At 38.5% G+C, this 19,474-nt stretch carries 20 protein-coding genes and 1 pseudogene; 11 read left to right on the top strand and 10 right to left on the bottom strand.

Annotation, left to right across the window (positions count from 1 at the left end):
• Positions 1–56 precede the first annotated feature (56 nt).
• Positions 57–170, bottom strand: a pseudogene (locus tag AC5WOF_RS06475) (AraC family transcriptional regulator); the annotation flags it as partial.
• Positions 171–432: 262 nt separating this feature from the next.
• Here AC5WOF_RS06475 and AC5WOF_RS06470 point away from each other — a divergent pair.
• Both AC5WOF_RS06470 and AC5WOF_RS06465 read left to right on the top strand, forming a co-directional pair.
• A complete protein-coding gene (locus AC5WOF_RS06470) occupies positions 433–1,374 on the top strand; it encodes an EamA family transporter (protein ID WP_496049130.1) in 942 nt (313 codons plus the stop codon).
• Positions 1,375–1,589: 215 nt separating this feature from the next.
• The gene (locus tag AC5WOF_RS06465) at positions 1,590–2,714 is read left to right on the top strand and encodes a cytochrome P450 (RefSeq protein WP_496049129.1); all 1,125 of its coding nucleotides are present in this window, start codon (positions 1,590–1,592) and stop codon (positions 2,712–2,714) included.
• Between the two features lie 168 nt (positions 2,715–2,882).
• Here the strand turns inward: AC5WOF_RS06465 and AC5WOF_RS06460 are convergent, their stop codons facing one another.
• Positions 2,883–3,128 carry a hypothetical protein gene (locus AC5WOF_RS06460; RefSeq protein ID WP_496049128.1) on the bottom strand — a complete coding sequence of 82 codons (246 nt, stop codon included), beginning with the start codon at positions 3,126–3,128 and terminating at the stop codon, positions 2,883–2,885.
• A 398-nt stretch (positions 3,129–3,526) separates the two neighbouring features.
• Here AC5WOF_RS06460 and AC5WOF_RS06455 point away from each other — a divergent pair, with 398 nt between their 5' ends.
• On the top strand, positions 3,527–4,906 hold the full coding sequence (locus tag AC5WOF_RS06455; protein ID WP_496049127.1) for a catalase: 1,380 nt from the start codon (positions 3,527–3,529) through the stop codon (positions 4,904–4,906).
• A 241-nt stretch (positions 4,907–5,147) separates the two neighbouring features.
• On the opposite strand, the gene AC5WOF_RS06450 is transcribed toward AC5WOF_RS06455, so the two are convergent.
• A complete protein-coding gene (locus AC5WOF_RS06450; protein WP_496049126.1) occupies positions 5,148–5,969 on the bottom strand; it encodes an HAD family hydrolase in 822 nt (273 codons plus the stop codon).
• Between the two features lie 424 nt (positions 5,970–6,393).
• Between AC5WOF_RS06450 and AC5WOF_RS06445 the strand changes: the two genes are divergently transcribed.
• The gene (locus tag AC5WOF_RS06445; RefSeq protein ID WP_496049125.1) at positions 6,394–6,615 is read left to right on the top strand and encodes a catalase-related domain-containing protein; all 222 of its coding nucleotides are present in this window, start codon (positions 6,394–6,396) and stop codon (positions 6,613–6,615) included.
• A 287-nt stretch (positions 6,616–6,902) separates the two neighbouring features.
• Here AC5WOF_RS06445 and AC5WOF_RS06440 read toward each other — a convergent pair whose 3' ends face one another.
• Entirely contained in the window at positions 6,903–8,249 is a 1,347-nt protein-coding gene (locus tag AC5WOF_RS06440) for a helix-turn-helix domain-containing protein (RefSeq protein ID WP_496049124.1), read from the bottom strand.
• A gap of 492 nt (positions 8,250–8,741) precedes the next feature.
• Positions 8,742–9,257, bottom strand: coding sequence for a S4 domain-containing protein (locus tag AC5WOF_RS06435; RefSeq protein ID WP_496049123.1), 516 nt, complete (start codon positions 9,255–9,257; stop codon positions 8,742–8,744).
• Between the two features lie 490 nt (positions 9,258–9,747).
• On the opposite strand from AC5WOF_RS06435, the gene AC5WOF_RS06430 reads away from it, so the two are divergent.
• From AC5WOF_RS06430 to AC5WOF_RS06415, 4 genes are all read left to right on the top strand, one after another.
• Positions 9,748–10,002 carry a hypothetical protein gene (locus AC5WOF_RS06430; protein ID WP_496049122.1) on the top strand — a complete coding sequence of 85 codons (255 nt, stop codon included), beginning with the start codon at positions 9,748–9,750 and terminating at the stop codon, positions 10,000–10,002.
• Positions 9,999–10,310, top strand: a complete 312-nt coding sequence (locus AC5WOF_RS06425) for a hypothetical protein (protein ID WP_496049121.1) — start codon at positions 9,999–10,001, stop codon at positions 10,308–10,310. The genes AC5WOF_RS06430 and AC5WOF_RS06425 overlap by 4 nt, the downstream gene beginning before the upstream one ends.
• Positions 10,311–10,743: 433 nt before the next feature.
• Positions 10,744–11,334 carry a hypothetical protein gene (locus AC5WOF_RS06420; RefSeq protein WP_496049120.1) on the top strand — a complete coding sequence of 197 codons (591 nt, stop codon included), beginning with the start codon at positions 10,744–10,746 and terminating at the stop codon, positions 11,332–11,334.
• A 284-nt stretch (positions 11,335–11,618) separates the two neighbouring features.
• Entirely contained in the window at positions 11,619–12,086 is a 468-nt protein-coding gene (locus tag AC5WOF_RS06415) for a DinB family protein (protein ID WP_496049119.1), read from the top strand.
• A 41-nt stretch (positions 12,087–12,127) separates the two neighbouring features.
• Here AC5WOF_RS06415 and AC5WOF_RS06410 read toward each other — a convergent pair whose 3' ends face one another.
• The 3 genes from AC5WOF_RS06410 to AC5WOF_RS06400 form a co-directional block, all read right to left on the bottom strand.
• Positions 12,128–13,420 carry an SGNH/GDSL hydrolase family protein gene (locus AC5WOF_RS06410; protein ID WP_496049118.1) on the bottom strand — a complete coding sequence of 431 codons (1,293 nt, stop codon included), beginning with the start codon at positions 13,418–13,420 and terminating at the stop codon, positions 12,128–12,130.
• 41 nt (positions 13,421–13,461) lie between these two features.
• Positions 13,462–14,250, bottom strand: a complete 789-nt coding sequence (locus AC5WOF_RS06405) for an SDR family NAD(P)-dependent oxidoreductase (protein ID WP_496049117.1) — start codon at positions 14,248–14,250, stop codon at positions 13,462–13,464.
• A gap of 76 nt (positions 14,251–14,326) precedes the next feature.
• Positions 14,327–15,520, bottom strand: coding sequence for an MFS transporter (locus AC5WOF_RS06400; protein ID WP_496049116.1), 1,194 nt, complete (start codon positions 15,518–15,520; stop codon positions 14,327–14,329).
• A 219-nt stretch (positions 15,521–15,739) separates the two neighbouring features.
• Here AC5WOF_RS06400 and AC5WOF_RS06395 point away from each other — a divergent pair, with 219 nt between their 5' ends.
• Entirely contained in the window at positions 15,740–16,054 is a 315-nt protein-coding gene (locus AC5WOF_RS06395) for an ArsR/SmtB family transcription factor (protein ID WP_496049115.1), read from the top strand.
• 353 nt (positions 16,055–16,407) lie between these two features.
• Here AC5WOF_RS06395 and AC5WOF_RS06390 read toward each other — a convergent pair whose 3' ends face one another.
• Complete coding sequence (locus tag AC5WOF_RS06390) at positions 16,408–17,511, bottom strand: KamA family radical SAM protein (protein ID WP_496049114.1); 1,104 nt, start codon at positions 17,509–17,511, stop codon at positions 16,408–16,410.
• A gap of 195 nt (positions 17,512–17,706) precedes the next feature.
• Here AC5WOF_RS06390 and csaA point away from each other — a divergent pair, with 195 nt between their 5' ends.
• Positions 17,707–18,036 (top strand): chaperone CsaA, encoded by a 330-nt coding sequence (csaA, locus tag AC5WOF_RS06385; RefSeq protein ID WP_496049113.1) that lies wholly within the window; start codon positions 17,707–17,709, stop codon positions 18,034–18,036.
• A 37-nt stretch (positions 18,037–18,073) separates the two neighbouring features.
• Here csaA and AC5WOF_RS06380 read toward each other — a convergent pair whose 3' ends face one another.
• Entirely contained in the window at positions 18,074–18,910 is an 837-nt protein-coding gene (locus AC5WOF_RS06380) for an SDR family oxidoreductase (RefSeq protein ID WP_496049112.1), read from the bottom strand.
• Here AC5WOF_RS06380 and AC5WOF_RS06375 point away from each other — a divergent pair.
• Complete coding sequence (locus tag AC5WOF_RS06375; RefSeq protein ID WP_496049111.1) at positions 18,885–19,445, top strand: hypothetical protein; 561 nt, start codon at positions 18,885–18,887, stop codon at positions 19,443–19,445. The two genes, AC5WOF_RS06380 and AC5WOF_RS06375, sit on opposite strands and share 26 nt — an antisense overlap.
• Positions 19,446–19,474: the final 29 nt, after the last annotated feature.

Raw genomic sequence — 19,474 nt, 5'->3', positions numbered from 1 at the left:
TGTACGGTTATTTTCTATTTTTTCGAAAAAAGATAAGAGAGAGGATCTCTACAAATCTATAGAATTCCTCTTTTTTTGCGTTTTTTATATGAAAAAGGTGTCATTTTCATTGACTTACGAAATTTATCAATAAAATAACTTGTGGTATTAAAACCCACTTGATTCAAAACAAATTGAATTTCATCATAGTGAAGTGGTGTATATCTTAACATTTTGAAGAATGGTAGTTTCATAACATGCCGTTGGTAGCTCAACTGTTCTATACTCTGTCAGTACCTTAAATGCTTGATCAACCTTAAAATCTTTCAATTGTACATCTGCTTCTCAAATATCATTACATTTTTTGTTTGATTTAAGTATTTTTTTATTTATATATAGATTATTATTATTTCATGATCATAATATTTTTATATATAGAGGTGGAAGTAAACCATGAGCAGGAGAAAGGGGTTATTTTTCGTTATCACCGGAGCAACATTTTGGGGAATTGGGGGTACAGTTTCAAAAAAGCTATTTGAACAATACGCAATCGATGTCAATTGGCTTGTAACAACACGGTTACTCATTGCCGGTTTGTTACTATTAACCATTCAATTGATAGGAAATGACCGCTCTCAAGTATTTGGTGTCTGGAAGAACAAAAAAACCGCTATTCCATTGATTATCTTTGGATTAGTCGGAATGCTGGCTGTTCAATACACGTATATGGCTGCAATTCAACATGGGAATGCTGCTGTTGCAACGCTATTGCAATACTTAGCACCTGTATTCATCATTCTTTATTTGGTTTTAAGCAGACAATCTGCTTTGACAAAACGAGATATATTAACAGCTTCACTGGCATTAGCTGGCTGCTTTTTCTTATTGACAAATGGATCGATCTCCAAATTATCAGTACCTACACTCTCCATTGTTTGGGGTATTTTATCTGGACTAGCGGCAGCCTTTTATACGTTATATGCGGTTCCATTGCTCAAACAATTTAATTCCCTTGTCATTGTAGGATGGGCTATGGTGATTGGCGGCTGTGCATTAAGTTTTATTCATCCGCTGTGGCAAATGAACTTTAAAAGTTTACCGTTAGAAGCTTATTTCTATTTAATTTTTGTTATCCTCTTTGGTACTATGATTGCATTTTGGTTTTACATCGAGAGTTTACAAGGTTTGTCTCCAAAAGAATCAAGCCTTTTAGGCAGCCTTGAGCCATTATCTGCTGTGCTGACAACGGTTTTTTGGCTAAAAGATTTGTTTGGTATTTTTCAATGGATCGGGACGGCTTGTATTATTGGAGTTGTTTTTATTTTGGCCTTGAATAAAGATCCTTCTTCGATGACTAGTCCATCTTCCGAAACCGAAAAGCCTCTCCATGTGTGAGAGAGGCTTTACTTTCTCTTTTTTTTGAAAATTAAGTATATTTTAAAGCAGAACGGGCCCTATGTCACTACATTAAAATTTGTAATATTAAATTGCTTTTTCCTATTTATATTAATGTAAATATTATTATAATAGAAAATATATTGAATAATATAACATCTGGGGTGATTAGTCTGAAACATTCATTTTCAAATCCTTTTCCTTGGTTTAAGCAAATGATGGAAAATAGTCCTGTTGTGTATGACAAAGATTTTATGCATTATTTCGGCAGCAAGGGTACATGGCATGTATTTCGCTATGATGATGTACAAAACGTATTCAACGATCATGAAAACTTTTCTAATGAGTACTTTCCTAAAGTAGCAGAAAGTCCAGTGTCGATAGCCATGTCAGTAACAGATCCACCGCGTCATAGACAACTTCGTTTGCTAGTATCAAAAGCTTTTACTCCACAAGCAGTAGATGATATGAAACCTTGGATTGAGAAAATTACCCATGAACTGTTAGATCAAGTGGCGGATCAGGGTGAAATGGATGTGACCAGCGATTTAGCTGTACCTGTTCCGATTCAAGTAATTGCGAAACTGTTAGGAATATCGCCTCAAGATCAAGATAAATTTAAAGAATGGTCGATTATGTTTGCAAAACAACCTTCGGAAGTTGAAGGAGGTGCAGCAGGTTATTTTAAAGCTCAACAAGAGATGGGTGAGTATTTTCTAAATATGATTGAGTTTCGCAAGGTACAGCCTGAGGATGATTTAATCTCGAAACTATTGCAGGCTGAAGTAGATGGTGAAAAGCTGTCAACAAATGACGTATTGGCTTTTTGTATTCTCTTGTTAATAGCAGGTAACGAAACGACTACCAACCTTATCAATAACTCCATCTTTACACTTATTGAAAATCCTGAGATACAAGAGCATTTGGTTCAGCATCCGGCAGATATCCCTAATGCGATTGAAGAAGTGCTCCGATTTCGGTCACCCCTGCAATATATAAACCGAATCGCCGCCAAAGATGTCCAATTAAGAGGGCAGCAGATTAAAAAAGGTGACTTTATCAATTTATGGATGGGTTCTGCAAACCGGGATGAATCCGTATTTGCTAATGCCGATCAATTCAACATTCATCGAACAAATTTGAAGCACATCGCGTTTGGACATGGCATTCATTACTGCATGGGAGCACCTTTAGCCCGTCTTGAGGCGAACATCGTACTCCGATTGCTGTTTGAACGGTTACACCAATTCCAGCTCAAAGATCAGAAACAACCTGTTATGAATCAAAGTGCTGTGACATACTCCATCAAGGAGTTTCCGGTGATCTTTCAAAAGCGCTAAATCAAAGATGCTGCGACAAAAAGAACCGTCCCCTTGTGTCGCAAAAAAAAATCTACCCTTTTTTAAGAAGGTAGATTTTTTTAATATATATGTGATTAAAAATCATATGCAGGCTCCCGGGACGGGGATCACATACTTAATAGCATGAGTTCCATCCCGGGCGGACCATCAGGCAGCGACGTTGGCGAGCTCAGCCGCCTTCCGTTTGATCGCATCCACAGCATGTTTGGCCGAGACGGTGGCCGGCTTGTCGTTCAGACCTGCCTTGTTGACGTACTGCTCGGCGTCCGTGAGCCGTTTGTAGAGCTGGCTCTCCTCTGCGATGGTCAGCTTGGAGCTGATATCGAACAGCGTCTTGAGGCCGTCCTCAAGCGCCTCGCCATTCGTCTTCTCGGTCATGGAGGTGCTGGTCATTTCGGGTCCTTCCCCCTGATGGTGAGAGAGTTGTAGTTAATACTATACTTTAAGTATAGATTATAGGCTGAATACAGTAAATACTTGAAGACTATAAATAAGTAAGAGCAATCTTGCTATCCTCTGCGACAAGGGGATGGTTCTTATTGTCGCATTGCTAGTTTAGAAACGACCTATGGAACAAAGTGATACCTTTGCCAGATAGATAGTAAGAATAAAAGATGAAACCAGTGTTCTTTGGTACTTTACCGGAGACACTGGTTTCATCTTTTTCTGGAAATATTGGTGATGATCTCTTGATCATAATTGAACTTTTTCTCACATAAATTAGTTTGAAAATAGAGGACAGAGTTTGACAAGCAGCACCATTTTAGAAGTAAGGAAAGGGCGAAAATAAGATGCAAAATACTCCGAAAGATAGCAGGAATGGTCATGGTCTTTCCAAGTGGAAGATAGATGAACCGGCAACTTTTCATTCAGAGACGGTAGGAAAAAGAGGCCCTATACTGGAACAAGACAATATTTTGCATGAGACATTGGAAACTTTCATCCATGAAAAAATATTGGAACGACCTGTTCATGTGAAAGGTTATGGAGCTTTTGGCTACTTTGAAACAACAAATTCCATGTCAGCATATACCAAACTCTGTTTCTTACAAAATCTAGGTCAACAAGTCCCCGTTGCGGTGAGATTTTCTCTTGCTATAAGCACGAAGGGTACACCCGATACTTCCCGCAATATCAGAGGATTTGCCACTAAGTTCTATACGGATGAGGGTGTTTTTGATTTGGTTTGCAATCATATTCCTGTATTTCTTATACGTGATCCGATGCGTTTTCCTGAGACTGTTAAATCTCTTTCGCCATCGCCAATCAATAACTTGATTGATCCTGAACGATTTTGGAGCTTTGTAGCAAGAGCACCAGAATCTACTCATCTAGTTGTTCGGCTTTATTCCGATGCAGGTACAGTAAAAAGCCTGCGCCACATCCCGGGTCATAGTGTAAATACATATGTCTGGAAGAATGCCCAAGGAATTCGCACCTATGTAAAATACCACTGGATTCCTGCTGCTGGCATAAAGTATATAGACAGTAAAGAAGCAGCCTATTGGAATGGGAAGAATCCAGATATCGCTGGAGAGGACTTATACAGCGCGATAGAAAAAGGAAAAACGGTAGCGTATGGACTTTATGTACAGCTCATGAATCCGGAGGATGAAACGGAACTGCCTTATGATCCTCTCGATGATACGAAGGTTTGGGATGAACAGCAATATCCCTTGATGCCTGTTGGTCAATTGGTGTTAAACCGCAATCCTGATGACTATGCAGAACAAGTAGAAAAAATAGCCTTTTCACCGTCCAATCTATTAGAGGGAGCAGAATTATCAGATGATAAAATGCTTCAAGGAAGGGCAAATATTTACTGGGATTCTCAGCGTAGGAGATTAGGCCCAAATTTTCGTGCTATCCCTATCAATCATCAAAAAAATTGGTCACCAGCGAACCTTGTGACAAGCGGCTGCGGGAGACATCTAAAAGGCCGTATCGTGCGTTGTGCTATACCAAAACAAGATGATTTTACCCAGGCTGGCCAATACTATGATTCGCTTTCAGAGGTAGAACAAGAACACCTTGTAAAGAATCTAGCAAATGATCTTGCTGGAATCTCTCCTGAAATACGAGATATTGTCATGCAATATTTCTATCATGCTTCTGTCCAATTAGGAGAACGGATTTCAAGTCAGATAGAGAGGAAGAGAAGGAGGGAGTAGGGCTCTATTTTCTCATCTCATTTATAAATGAGGCGATAAGGAGTTTGGAGAACGGAACCTTGTAGAGGCACCCAGTTGTCCAGTCGTACGAACATAAGTAATCATATAGATGAAAGTCGTCATAGTCTCTTTTTGTTGCATATAAAATGTACTGACCGGCTGATAGCAAGGGTATCAGCCGGTCGTGTGTTCCCGTTAAGGGATTACTTATCTGTCTTTGTACAGAATGCTCCTGAGCATCTCATTCAGGACATCCGTCGGGATCTGGACACTTCGGTGTGGACTGACCATATTCACGCCTGCTACCTAGGCTAACAGACCAAAAATCATTTTCGACGAAACCCAGGTACAAATGTAGCCAAGGGGCATAATCTTGAATAACGATTTCGGCCCCTGCATCATAGAGTTTTTTCGCTTTCGCAAAGGTATTTGCATGTCCAAGAAAGCGAACTCCCGCTGCTTCTGCTGCTTGATAATCAGTGGGAGAATCGCCAATCATCAAGCATTCTGCTGGTTCTCGCTTCAGGAATCGCATTGCGTCTATGAGACATTTTGGGTTGGGCTTAAGATCGCGAAAATCAGAACTACTGCGACCAAATACAGCGTCTCCAAAAAACTCCTGCCACCCATTTACTCTAACAACATGGTTTGCCGCTATTGTCCTGTTATTGGTCACAATTGCCATCGACTTGTTGTTCTTCTTGAGAACGGGAAGCAATTGATCAGTAAATGGGGTAGGCGGAGCTACCAAAGCAGCCGCAATTTCCAAATAAGTTAGTTTTTCTTCCCAGAGAGCGAGGTCTCGACAATATGGTTCCGGACTCGGCCGATCAATAGACCGAATTACCTCAAAAGGATCATCTTCAAGAATAGCCTTTTCTGGCAAGAGCTTCATGAGCCAAAGGGTTTGTTTCAGTTTATGAGCCTGTTCGTAAGCTGGACGTGATCCAAAGAGGTGACAAAGTGGACCATCCATATCGAATAGGAACGCCTCTACGCCTTCTAGTTTATTTTGCAAGGTTTTCCCTGATGGATTGACATACTGACCGAACTTTTCTGACAAAGACATTTTGCTCCTTAAGGATAAGAGGATTCTGTCTATGTAATTCTATCGAATAAGAATGAAAATTGCAAAAGGAAAGGATCTATCCATTTTATGCGACAAGGGGACGGTTCTGTTTGTCGCATTGCTAGTTTAGAAACGATCTCTGGAACAAAGTGAACTACCTATGTCTATTTGATAGTTAATAATGAAACCAGTGTTCTTGGTGCTTTATCAGAGATATTGGTTTCATCGTTTCTGGAACTTTCTTATTTTCACATAAATTAATTTGAAATGAGAGGACAGAGTTTTATTAACAGCACCATTTTCACAGCGTCGGAGAATAGGCCCAAATTTTCGTGCTATCTCTATCAATCATCAAAAAAATTGATCACCAGCGAACCTTGTGACGAGTGGCTGCGGACGACATCTCAAAGGCCGCATCGTGCGCTGTGCTATACCCAAACAAGATGATTTTACCCAAGCTGGTAACTATTACGATTCGCTTTCAGAGGTAGAACAAGAACATCTTGTAAAGAATCTAGCCACTGATCTAGCTGGCATATCTCCTGAAATACGAGACATTGTTATGCAGTATTTCTATCATGCTTCTGTCCAATTAGGAGAACGTATTTCAAGTCGAATAGATAGGAAGAGAAAGAATTAGTGCAGTATAGGGACTGTTCCCCCTTGTAGAGTTTCTTATTCTATTATAAATAAAACAGAAAAGAGGTTTTCTCAGATTTTCGAGAAGACCTCTTTTTATAGTGATATTTTCATTATTCAATTGTGTCATCATCATCCCCCATTAAGTGAATCCTTCTTTTTTGATTTAGATAATATAAGGTTATGGATTTTCATTTTGCAGTCTATAACGGGCATGAGGTAATTTTGACTCTTTATTCACAAAAGAATTAATCATCTGTTTCATCACCTTTTCCCATCGACAAAAGCTTAGAAAAAATCATAAATTTCATCCTCCTCGCTTTTTATTTTTAAATCAGTTTGAATTTCAAGCATTTGTTTCATACAAGCTACCAATTCAACATGATTATTCAACACATCAAAGCAACGTGACAGCCGAGATAAAGCAGTGTACTTTCTGTTGATAAATCCATGTTTACTCGTTATTTCAATGGTTTCCTGGTAGTAAGGAAGTGCTTGCTCCCATTTCATTTGTTTACAAAGTATATCACCTTTCACAATGGAAGCCTTCGCTAATCGAAAATCATTTGTAATTTCTTTACTCAATTCAATGGCTATATTTGCATGTTTCTCTGATTTGATCCAGTTTTTCTGTTTAGAATATAAAATTGCAAGATAAGTATGGGAATCAACATGTACATAGGGAAAATCAAGCTTATGATCCATCAACAGAATCATTTGAAATCGTTTTTCAGCTTTATAAAGCTCGTTTTGTTCAAGTAAAATACTTCCCATAATATTTAATAGGTCAAATTGTCGTTCATGAAATCCATTAATACTAGCAAAATCTATGCCTTCTTTACAGATGACAGTAGCTTCTGCGAACATTCTCCAGTTACGCAAAATGATAGAACGAAATTTGTGTAGATTAAGTACTACAGCTTTTCGTTTTATTTTACCAATGGAAATCCATAGATTGTCTAGAATTTGTGCAGCATGATTCATTTGGGATGATTTTATTAAGTAAAGGACTTTATTACTTTGCAAGGAGTATTGAATATCTTCTCTTTTAAGAGTGCCATCGAATACCTTTAATCCCTGTTCTACAAATAAGATTGCTTGAGAAAAATTATTTTGGTTAAAACTGCAAATACTCAATTGATTATAGCAAGCAGCTAGAATATTATCTTGAGGGCTCAGATTGTGCTGGCTACAAAATCGTATTCCTTTTTGGAAATATTTTTTTGCTTGTTTCCAATCTTTTGTCCGTCGATGATAGTAGCCGTTTAAATAACATAAATGAGATATTAGTGGATGAAAATCCTCTAATTGAATTTTCTCTAGTTGTTTAATAGCAGGATCATTGATACCTTGCTCCAACAGAGATTCCAAACATTCCAATGCAAATCGTATTTCCTCGATTTCATCTTTTTCTTTCTCTACGATCTCTCCCAGTTTCTTTTGAGTTAACCCAAGCTTTTTCAACAAATACTCAAATGTTCCATCTCTAGTCTTTACCTCGCCTCTTTCCAAATTACTAATTGACCCAGATGAAATATGGTAATCTTCTAAATCCTTTAAGCGAAGTCCCTTTTCTTTTCTCACTTTGCGAAGCACATACCGAACTAGTGGGTTATCTGGATTATATGTCTCCAAACCTAGCACTCCCTCTATTATACTATTTGACCAATTATGCCATAAAGTGAATTTATCCGACATAATATTTCGATTTCAATTTCTATTTTGAAATTGGGAGTGTCGTTAATCGTAAATGTCATAAATACATTGAGACGAGATGAAAGGATGGAATTTGTTTTTAAGTAGGAAGTTAAATTGGGAGATAGAGGGAATTATGCAAAAATTGCATCTATAATCAAGGACTAAACGATTGGGAAGCGAAATTAAATACGGAAGGCATAAGTACAAAAGATGTCTGTCCAGTGATGAAAAATTATTTGGACTACTTCCAGTTATTTTAAGGGAAAAGAAGGGATCACACTAGATGGATGTAGCGATTCGAATAGAGAATGTCAGCAAAACCTATCAATCCAAACGACAAAATGTTGAACGTTTTAAGATTTATTCCTGATAAAGCAAAAACATCCCAAACCACTTATAGGGAGAGGGATGTTTGTTCGGTTTTTAGAATCAAAGCAAAATCTTTCCAAGCTGAAAATGGATCTGATCTTGTGCACGAACTAAATATTTGGGTGATACTATTTGAGAATTCACTTGAACTTTCCCCTGTTTAATCCATTTTTGAATCTGAGTACGACTCAAATCTTGTATTCTAGTAGAAAGAACTAGATCCAATCTTATTGGTTTATCCATAGACTGAATGGAAATTTGTATGGTTTGTACGCCTTGCTGGAGTATTTCTTGGACAGATTCGATTGGATCTTTCGTTACCTCATTTTCAAATTCCAATTCCACATCTTCGGTTGATAAAATAGGTTTTGCCTTGTAGATGTCTAGTTTCTTGTTCCAAGTATGATCATTGGGGCATTTATAAATGGCAAATTGATAGATATCTTTTCCATTCGCATTATGCCTCCGCTTCATAGAATCAACGAAAGACACCTTTCGCCCACATTGGGGGCAGTATCGTGAAATTGCTTCTTCAACTATTTGATCAAAGCTCCAATGATAGAGATGGATCGACATTTTCCTTCACCTCGTAGGTAAAAGGAACGCAAGACCATGTCGCAAAAGGAGATGTCGACTTTTAAATAAAAAAATGCGGAATAACCCTAAGGTTCTCCGCATGATTTGTTTATAACAACTTATTCCTGCGTTCCTTGTAATGGTTAAAAATAGGCAGACTAATCCCGTGATCGAAATTGGTAAAAAAAGGATTGTATGCTATTTAATTGATAAACCATTACAAGTAAACTGGCATAAGTATGAATGCTCCTCTCAACTATCTCCAGTATTGATAATACCCTATTAATCTCTACTTTTCAATCTTACTATGGCTACCATCGTTTGTTTTAATTTATACTTTGAAATTTTGAATTCTCTATCTTTGCGATTCTTTCATTTAGGAGAGTTAATCTGAATACAAGTGAACGGTTTTAAAGGGAAAGTTAAATTCATCTAATGCGAATAATAACAGGAATATTCAATCTATAATAAACCCATGAACTTAGATTGGATGATCGAAAATAAGACTGTACCCATCGAAGTTACGAATGCCTTACAGGAAATAGCGGACAAATATGGCTACACGGCTGACCTCATGCATCAGCATAAGCAAAAAATCATAGATGAACTGAAGCAGACAGGTAAGGGATATATCGTGAAATTTCTATTTCCAGTAGGGTTCGATCACCACGAAAGATGGATTCACGCCTTGATTCGGATGGAAATCAGGCGGTTACAAGCGTTAGATAAGGGGAGAATCAAATGACATTACGATTGCAAGTAGAAGGTTGCCGGGAAAAGGTGAGAGCGTTTGTGGATTCGCTTCAATGTCTGCCACAATGGCGATTTCACAGTGGTTCCAAAGTGTCCCTATCAGAGGAAGAATATCGGATTGAATACACCTTTGAAGAGAAAGCTTATCAGAAACCTTCCATTCCAACGAGAAATGTAAGTAAGCTGATGATTACAAGTGAGGCAGGTCAGAAATTCGAGTTGGTACTCTTAGATGCGGAAGTAGTGCAGATGGGAAAAGGGATGACCTATATACATGGACGCAGTTTTGATATTTTTTAAATAGGGAGATATCCGTTCTTACGGATTTCTCTTTTTTGTATTGTTCTTCAATGAGTCTATGTCATTGAATCTATCTAAGATGATAAACGACTTATTATAGCTAATATTGAAAATATTATCAAATTATGGTTAGATGAAAGTATGTCTGTTTTGATCTGATGGAAATATGTACTTCTCGCCTGATCGAACATGATGTTCTCGGCTGAGTTGAGCTGCATGTTTGCTCGATTGCGTTATCGTAAAAACAGCTGCTTTTGGCAGGATTAGCGATAACAACGCAGGTAGAGGGCTTTCGTCATTCCCTGCACATTACTTTGTTTTACCTTTAGCTTTTCGTCTACCTCAAGTAGACACTGTGGACGGTAGGCCAATGTATAGCATCTGGCCGCGTGCGACGTGACTGATCTCCCTTAATAAAAGGGGGAAATAATGAATGGAAAAACAAACGAAAGTTGTTGTGGACCAACAGTCATGTCAAGAAGTAGAGGGATTAAACACATACCCGGTAGAGACGATCGAGGTGAAAGATGCTAAAATCGACTCACTGCTCACGGAGTTGAATGAGATGAAAAATCGGGCAATTACTGCCGAGGCTCAATTTCAATTGACTTCACAGGAACTCGCCGCAACCAAAGTCGAGCTCCAAAAGCAGCAAGCAGAAACCAATGAGATGGAAAATTGGGCAATTAAGGCCGAGACTCAATCTCAATTGACTGCACAGGAACTCGCTGAAACAAGAGACGAGCTCCAAAAGCAGCAAGCTGCAAAAAATGAGTGGGAAAACCGGGCCATCAAAGCAGAGGATGCTTTAGAAAAAGCGAACTCCGGTAAATGGTGGAAAATAGTGTTAGATTGGGTTGGACTAACGACGTTTTCGGTGATTTTCAGTAAAGCTGTCGAAAACGGTTCTACCCAAACAATAAATAAGATCACACCACTGTTTCCAGTCGATGCGATCTTATCAATCCCCTATGAATACGCGGCTATGCTTTGGACGGCTCTCCGTGTATTCGTAGGATTATAAGTTAGATAGACGGGGGATCGGTCACGTCGCACGCGACCTGATCACCGTCCACAATATTTTATAAGAAGCAGAGATTTCTGTCAAGAATTCTCATGGAATATATTGGTTTCCCTCGTTCTTGATCCAGCCGCTCTAGCGAAATGTTGTCCATCTCTCCCTCGTTTCCTTTCCCATTTGGAGTAGTTTTTATACAACAACCTCATAAAATGGATTAAAATTAGGATATATAAGTAGAAATAAAGCTAAAAATCAAGATGCGAAATAAGAACAAAGGGGAGATTTCATTGAACTTACATGTTCTTGAGCAGTTAGAAGAATTACTGGAATTAGTTCCTGAAAAACTAAAACTATTATCAGAAGGGGAAATTATCAAAGCACTCTCTCCAGGAAAGTGGTCGCGCCTTGAAATTATCGGTCATTTGTGTGACTCAGCGATAAATAACCTGTCTCGTTTTATTCAAATTCAGTATCATCCAGAACCGATGGTAGTCGCTCCATATAATCAAGATGAATGGGTTTTTGCACAACACTATAGAAATGCATCTTTAGATGAGGTGCTGACATTATGGATAAGTTTAAATCGCTCAATTGTTCGTGTGATATCTAACCTGCCAAAAGAAATGTTCTCTCGTACATGTATATTGCCCAACGGCGATCAGGTAACACTCGAATGGTTGATATATGATTACCTACAGCATATGAAACATCACTTAGAGCAAATATTCCCTGGTTTTAAAAAACACTATAGTTAAAGGAGGCTAGTGTTTAACATCAGCCTCCTTTGTATATCTATTTACTTTAAAAGGCTGTTTAAATTAATAGAATCTGCAATCTTTTTGTTTCCAGCATCTCCTGGATGGAGGTGGTCTCCTGAATCATACTCTGGTAATAGTCTTGCTGGGTGCTCGGGATCTTTCAGGATAGCATCCAGATCCACTACACTATCAAATTCACCACTGCGAATCCATTTGTTCACTTTTTGGCGAAGTTCATCTTTGTCTTTGCTATAATAATTATCTAGCTCTGTTCCCGATAGTGCTCCTTCAAATGGAGTCAGAGTTACACCAATGACTTTGATATGATGAGCATGAGCTTGTCTGATAAGTTGGCGGTATCCTGCAACCAATTCATCAAATGTCGGTCTTTTTTCGGCAGGAGCAAAACCGGTACCCGGCCAGCTGATATCATTAATGCCGATCAGCACAATTACCGATTTTACATTTGGTTTGCTTAGTACATCTCGATGGAAACGTGATAACACACTTTCTCCCATGCCGTCTTTTAACAAACGGTTTCCGGAGATTCCTGCATTGATTACCGAAACATTTTGTGAGATAAGACGATCAGCAAGGAAATTGGTCCAACGGGTATCTGCATCTACGGTTGCTCCATCGCCATCTGTGATCGAATCTCCTATTGCTACAACAGTACCGTTGTTTTTAGGAGAATGTACCGATATACCTGTTACATACATACTTGCATCGGTAGTAGAATTAGGTGTGATACTCGTTGCTGATGTAACATTTCCATTTGCGATATAGGTGGTTTGACGTGCATCCCAGTGGAATGTTGTTGGGATCGTTGTTTTTGGTAAATACAAACTTATACTTACTATGGACGATGGATCAACTTTTAAAGCTATGGTATCACTGACGATAGATGATCCTGCTGGAATGACAACTGATGTTTTCCCGCCAAATTTTATTTTTTGATCTGTATTTTTCACAATATTTGATCCTTTATCCGTTAAGGCAACATGCGCTTCTCCGATGGTTAATGGTTCTTTTCCATATTCATTGGAAAAAGAAATACGTATTTGATTTCCTCCGACGCTAATTTTGGCGATTTGACGTATTGTTTGGTTTGAGATTTTCGCAGGTAATTTTGTAGGTAAAGGAAAATCAGCTCCCCAAGTTGGCTCCGGACTAGCATTCCAAGTTGTTACCCAGTTTTTATTTATCTTTTGCACATTGGTGAGTGCATGACTATCTTTATAAAAATTTGCAAAAACGGTGGGTTGAATAAAAGGAAAGGCAAAAAGCGCTGCAACAAAAATACCAATAATAAGGGATTTATATCTTTTCATTTTTTTTGCTCCTTTTTTCTATTGATTTAAATTGGTCTCGATTATAGTTGTTTTAAGGAACCGCCATTTACCATGTACTCTGATCCAGTGACAAAGGAAGCTTGATCGGAGGCGACAAAGGCAATAATAGCAGCTGCTTCTTCCGCAGTTCCTAATCGCCCAAGAGGTAAGGCTCTAATATTTTTAGCGAAATGTTCAATTGCAGCTTCTTTATCCATATCAAATGTGGCAGCAAGACCATCTGCGAAACCACCTGGGCGATCCCATAATGGAGTTCTGGTAGGTCCTGGAGATACGACATTGGAGCGAATTCCTTTTGGTCCAAATTCTTGAGCAATGGATTTAGAAAGGCTCAACATTGCAGCTTTGGATACACTGTAATCTGGGAGCATGGCATCTGGAAGCTGCCCTACTTCAGAAGAAATACTGACGATCGAACCTTTTTGCTGCTGAATCATATAGGGCAGGGCAGCGCGAGTGACGCGAACCATACTCATAAAGTTGGTGTGAAGAACATCTTCCCATTCTTCATCTTCAATGGAGAGAAATCCATTGCGAATAGGAGCAATCCCTACATTATTTATCAAAATATCGATTCTACCAAACCTATCTACAGCAGTTTGAATAACAGATTCGGCCCCTGCTCGTATACTTAAATCAGCGGATACGGCAATAAGCTTATCCGTTGAAATATGCTCCATAGCATCAATACTCCGACTTGCCCCTACTACTTTAGCACCTTGTTCTAAAAATAAATGGGTCGCTGCCAAACCAATTCCCGAACTAGCTCCAGTGATCACCACTACTCTATCAGTGAGTTGTAAATCCATGTGATTACCCCTTACTTTTTGAAATAAATTTCTACTTCTTGCCTGTGAACAAGGCTGGTGTTTGACTTCAAAGGTATTAGGATATTTGTTTCGGTTGATAGCTTGCTTTTTTGGGGCTGTAGGCCAAAGTCCGCACTGCGATTAGGATAAGACTGAGTGCAAGGAATAAGATGCCAGCCCACACTACGTAATGAGTTCCCATATTGGAAATAAACAATCCTCCAACAGAAGTTCCGATGGTAATCCCTAAGTTGGCAAAGGCTACAAATAAACCATTCGAAAATTCAGGTGCTTCCGGTGCAGCAGATGTGATCCAGTATTGGGAGATGTTGAGCCCTAAAGTAAAGAGAACACCCCAGATGGCGATTAGGAACATCATGAGACCAGAAAAATCTGCCAGCCCATACACCAGCAAATAAATTACGGTAAAAATAAACGGATATACCAATGCGGTAGGCATTGCTTTTTTCTGAAGGAATCTACCTGCGACAATGTTCCCGATGATCCCGGTTAGACCAAATAATACTAGCATCAGACTGATCTGTTTGCCCGACATATGTGTTACTTGATCCAAATACTCCGCAAAATAACTATAAACGGCATACATGGCAGAATTGATGCTAATAACGGTTAAAATGCTTAACCATACCAATGATTTCTTTAAAATGCTCAGTTGTGATCCATATGAAAGTCTTTCTTTTACTGGCATGGATGGAATGAAAAGCAAAATAGCTATAAAAGCAATGGCATTCACAATGGCAAAGAACCAGAGAGAAGCATCCAGAGAGATGGAATTCGCGATCAGGGTTGCAATGGGTGTTCCAATAACCATCCCGGCAGTAACACCCATAAATATTTTGGCATTTGCTTTCGTGAGTTGATCTTCACTAACCGTATTAGCTGCTGCAACAAAAGCGACAGAGAAGTATACGGGATGAAGAAATGCAGGGATGATTCTAGCGATTAAAAGCAGAGGGAAATTGCTTGCATAGACGGAAATGACGTTGGTAAGGACGAAAAGACCTATCACTAACAGCATAGAAGTTTTTCGGTTTATTCCTGAAAATAATAGAGGCATGATCGGCCCCGTAATGGCAACTGCTAGTGCGAAAAGACTGACAAGTAATCCAGTTTGGGATGCGCTAATGTGGAAATGTTCCGCAATCTGAGGTAATATCCCGATGACTCCCATTTCGGTATTGATAATGCCAAAAACTCCAAATGCAAGAATAAAAACAATGAGTGATTGGTACCGTGTCTGAGTACTCATTTTTTAAATACTCCCCTTCTTAGATGTGATAAAAAGTTGATAACACAATTGATAGATACAGTTGAAATCTATGTGATACTAATTAATCAATGTACTAATTTTCTAGTACAAACGAATAGTAACACGCAGAAGAGGTAGAGTCAATATATTTTTTAAAGTACTAATTATTTGGTACATTAGTAATTTGAATTTTATTGATTGATATGTTATTCTTTTCTTATGAGAAAACCATTTCAACCAAATAAAAATGATATTCGTTTATCTTCTGTTTTACATGCTTTGAGCGATCCGAGGAGATTACAGATTGTAATGAGCTTAGGGAAAGATGGAGAGGAAAATTGTGCGATCTACCATGATTTGATGCCCAAATCAACATTAACTCACCATCTCAAAGTTCTTCGAGAGGCAGGTGTGGCACAAGTAAGGATTGAAGGAACACAACATTTCTACTCATTGCGATATGATGATCTTGAGGAACTTTTTCCAGGAATGCTCCAAGCTGTTTTACAAGTGAACTTAGAAATGATTGATTAAGTTTCTAATTAAGAAAAATAAGGGTTAATCCATCAGTTGGATTAACCCTTATTTACGATCTAGCAGAATTCGTTAGCAGGTTTCATTGCATGGTTCAAACTTTGCGTAGAACGCCGTCCCATCCGGTCAAGTTTTCGCATCAAATAGAGCTTTTTTATCTTCAAGATCATTTTCAGCAGGTGGATGTTTGTTATTCTCCTTCGTTTTATGGATTATGATAGAGGACAAGTTTATAAAGTGAAGAAGTCGCTTTTGTTAAAGAAACGAGGAGTGACTTGATATGGAAACAAATTGAATATTCTATTTCTAAAACAAAACATAAAGAATGGGCAATTTTCTATCCCAAAGTTCTTCTAATCTAACTTTTGCTTCTCTAATATCTCCTGACTGCCTGGCAAATCATCAAACCAAGCAGCATCATCGGGACATTCCAATACCATAAAATGTCCATAAAAATGAGGATTACGAGCTTGATGGTATTTTAAATAGATTTTACCATCATTTACGGCAAGGATTTCTATTTTGCCAGAGGAGTGACTCATAACATATCGAACTCGTTTTCCGAGTCCCGATGTTTTTGCTTTGGCATTTTCGATGATCTCATAAGCTTCTTTTAGGGTTAAGACAAAGCTTGCATTCCCTTTCACTGGACGGTTTTGAAAAAAATAATAAGGAGTGACACCAGCCCAAGAGAGTTTATCCAATAATTCCGTGAGTACAGCAGGATTGTCATTGATTCCTTTTAATACTGGTGTCTGATTAACGACTGTAACCTTTGCTTTTTGTAAGGCTTCAATGGCTTTATAAGCTTCCACAGTCAATTCTCTTGGATGGTTATAATGCGCCATGATATAGAGACGATTCTCTAGTGTACTGTATTTTTCCAATACCTTTAGTAGTTCTTCATCTTCATAAATTCGCTTCGGATGAAATGCCGGCAGTTTTGTACCAAAACGAATAATTTTTACATGAGGGATTTGGCGGAGTGAGTGGAGAATCTGTTCGATTTTTCGCGTAGAGAGGATGAGAGAGTCGCCGCCAGTCAGCAATACATTATTGATATTTTCATTACTGCGGATATAATCTAACCCTTTGCTTACATCTAAGAAAGTCTCTGAAACATCGTTTCGAAACAATCGCTTACGAAAACAAAAGCGGCAATAGGCACCACATACTTCCGATACTAGTAATAATGCTGTAGTTCCATACTTGTGCTGGCAACCGGCAACAGTATAATTCAAATGTTCATCTGAAGCATCCCAGCTTCCATATTCATCAAGTTCTGCTTCTTGCGGAATGATCAGTTTGTAAATTGGATCATCTGGGTCATCCCAATCGATGAGCGAAAGATAATAATCGTTTACACGAAAGACAAATTCATCTGTAATCGTGCTTAATATTTTCCGTTTCTCCTCAGGAATCCTTTCTAGGCTGCGAATATCCGTTATATAGCGCAAAAGGAACCCTCCACTCCTCTAATTATTTCTAATAGTAAGTATATATTTTTTTGTTTATTTAATTAATATATAATTTTATTTATATTTTGCATTAAATAAGATTTGTGGCTTAAACATGCTATGATCAGGACAAAATCAAGAAGGATAGAATGAAAGATATAAAAATCAATCTACCTGTTAGGAGAGGTGCACAAATTGGCAAGTATCGATGATTTTCAGAAACTAGATATGCGAATTGGGACAGTAATATATGCAGAACCTTTTCTAGAGGCGCGAAAACCAGCAATCAAATTAAAAATTGATTTTGGTGAAATGGGAATAAAATATTCTTCCGCTCAGATTACCAACCGATATGTTCCTGAGCAACTTATTGGCAGACAAGTAGTGGCAGTTGTTAATTTTCCCCCTATGCGAATTGCTGGCTTTAAATCCGAAGTTTTGGTACTTGGGGGAGTTCCAGGACCAAGTGATGTCGTTCTGTTAAAACCTGATGAGACAGTCGAGAATGGTACTGCTGTTTTATAAATTTTCACATAAAAAAAGCAGCTTCGCTGAACTGCTTTTAAATTTCGCTTCGTTTTATGATTTGTTTCTCCAGCCATTCCCAAGGGAAGAGCTTTTTGAGTAACAGGGTTGATTGGATACCTTTTCCGATGGGGTATCTTAATTTGGGACGATTGGATGAAGCAACACGGACAATTAAATCTGCTACTTCTTGCGGATTTCCAGCTTGGTCAGCAGTTTTTTTCATTTGGTTCATCATGTTGTCCATACTCGTTTGATAGGCAGAGTTTTCGTTGTTATGAACAGTGGATACACCTTTTGACCAAATCGCTGTCTGATAGGAGCCGGGTTCGATTAAAGATACATACACGCCAAATGGAAGCATCTCCAGTCGGAGTGATTCACTAAATCCCTCTACGGCATGTTTGGATGCTGCATAGGGACTCAGTGCTGGAAAACCAAATTTCCCACTGATACTACTGATATTGATAATCTTCCCTTCTTTGCGCTCACGCATATGAGGCAAAATGCTTTGTGTTATGGCGACTAATCCAAAAAAGTTTGTTTCGAATTGCTGGCGATATCTCTCAATGGTTACATCTTCGCAAAAACCTGCTTCTGCATAACCTGCATTGTTTACCAAGACATCTATTTTACCGACACGCTGGATAATATCCCTGGCTGTTCTTCTTATCTCTTCATGATTGGTCACATCTAATTGGACAAGTTCCAACTTGTTTTGATGTTCCGCTAAAATACGATCTTTTAAAACTTGACCTTTTTTCAAGTTTCTCATCGCGGCAATGACATAATATCCTTTTGCTATAAAAGAGATGCTGGCAAGTAATCCAAAACCACTAGAAGCTCCGGTGATAAGGACGACAGGTTTGTCCATCCTATTCTTCCTTTCTATTTTTTGGAAAGTGACATACGGATATATTTTTTTCTTTCGTTCATCCTATATCTTGATAAGCATCTATTCAAAAGTCAAAGGAGAACAAAGAATGAGAAAGCAATTGGTATGTTTGATATCCGTATTATTACTAAGTTTTTCGCTTGCCTATCTTACTCCAGCTCATGCTGCTACTATTGGTGATGATAATAACAGTCGAAATGCGCGGCCTAACAACACCAATAACGTACCAAACCATAACAACAGAGACAGTTTAAATAATCGTTACAATACAAACGACATCAATAAGCGTAATACTCCATACAATACAAGCAATATTACCAACCCAAATAATAACGATCAATACAGTCCCAATAACATGAATAACACCAATAATATACAGCGTCGCGGTACCACTTTCACTCGTACATCGACAACAATGACTAATCGTAATGCTCCAAGCTATGGCTGGTTAGGACTAGTTGGGCTGATTGGATTTTTAGGTTTGCTCGGTTTGAGAAAAAGAACAAATAACTAAGTATGAAAAGATTCCCTTCGCACACTACA

It is taken from the genome of Shimazuella sp. NTD250, from assembly GCF_059510375.1.
This window is presented reverse-complemented; position numbering and strand designations above follow the sequence as displayed.

What these genes read in the sequence shown, in the direction of transcription:
- AC5WOF_RS06395 (WP_496049115.1), top strand. Translation starts at nt 15,740, where the DNA reads ATGAGAAAACCATTTCAACCAAATAAAAATGATATTCGTTTATCTTCT.
- AC5WOF_RS06400 (WP_496049116.1), bottom strand. Translation starts at nt 15,520, where the DNA reads ATGAGTACTCAGACACGGTACCAATCACTCATTGTTTTTATTCTTGCA.
- AC5WOF_RS06380 (WP_496049112.1), bottom strand. Translation starts at nt 18,910, where the DNA reads ATGGACAAACCTGTCGTCCTTATCACCGGAGCTTCTAGTGGTTTTGGA.
- AC5WOF_RS06430 (WP_496049122.1), top strand. Translation starts at nt 9,748, where the DNA reads ATGATCGAAAATAAGACTGTACCCATCGAAGTTACGAATGCCTTACAG.
- AC5WOF_RS06425 (WP_496049121.1), top strand. Translation starts at nt 9,999, where the DNA reads ATGACATTACGATTGCAAGTAGAAGGTTGCCGGGAAAAGGTGAGAGCG.
- AC5WOF_RS06460 (WP_496049128.1), bottom strand. Translation starts at nt 3,128, where the DNA reads ATGACCAGCACCTCCATGACCGAGAAGACGAATGGCGAGGCGCTTGAG.
- AC5WOF_RS06435 (WP_496049123.1), bottom strand. Translation starts at nt 9,257, where the DNA reads ATGTCGATCCATCTCTATCATTGGAGCTTTGATCAAATAGTTGAAGAA.
- AC5WOF_RS06470 (WP_496049130.1), top strand. Translation starts at nt 433, where the DNA reads ATGAGCAGGAGAAAGGGGTTATTTTTCGTTATCACCGGAGCAACATTT.
- AC5WOF_RS06405 (WP_496049117.1), bottom strand. Translation starts at nt 14,250, where the DNA reads ATGGATTTACAACTCACTGATAGAGTAGTGGTGATCACTGGAGCTAGT.
- AC5WOF_RS06420 (WP_496049120.1), top strand. Translation starts at nt 10,744, where the DNA reads ATGGAAAAACAAACGAAAGTTGTTGTGGACCAACAGTCATGTCAAGAA.
- AC5WOF_RS06465 (WP_496049129.1), top strand. Translation starts at nt 1,590, where the DNA reads ATGATGGAAAATAGTCCTGTTGTGTATGACAAAGATTTTATGCATTAT.
- AC5WOF_RS06410 (WP_496049118.1), bottom strand. Translation starts at nt 13,420, where the DNA reads ATGAAAAGATATAAATCCCTTATTATTGGTATTTTTGTTGCAGCGCTT.
- AC5WOF_RS06455 (WP_496049127.1), top strand. Translation starts at nt 3,527, where the DNA reads ATGCAAAATACTCCGAAAGATAGCAGGAATGGTCATGGTCTTTCCAAG.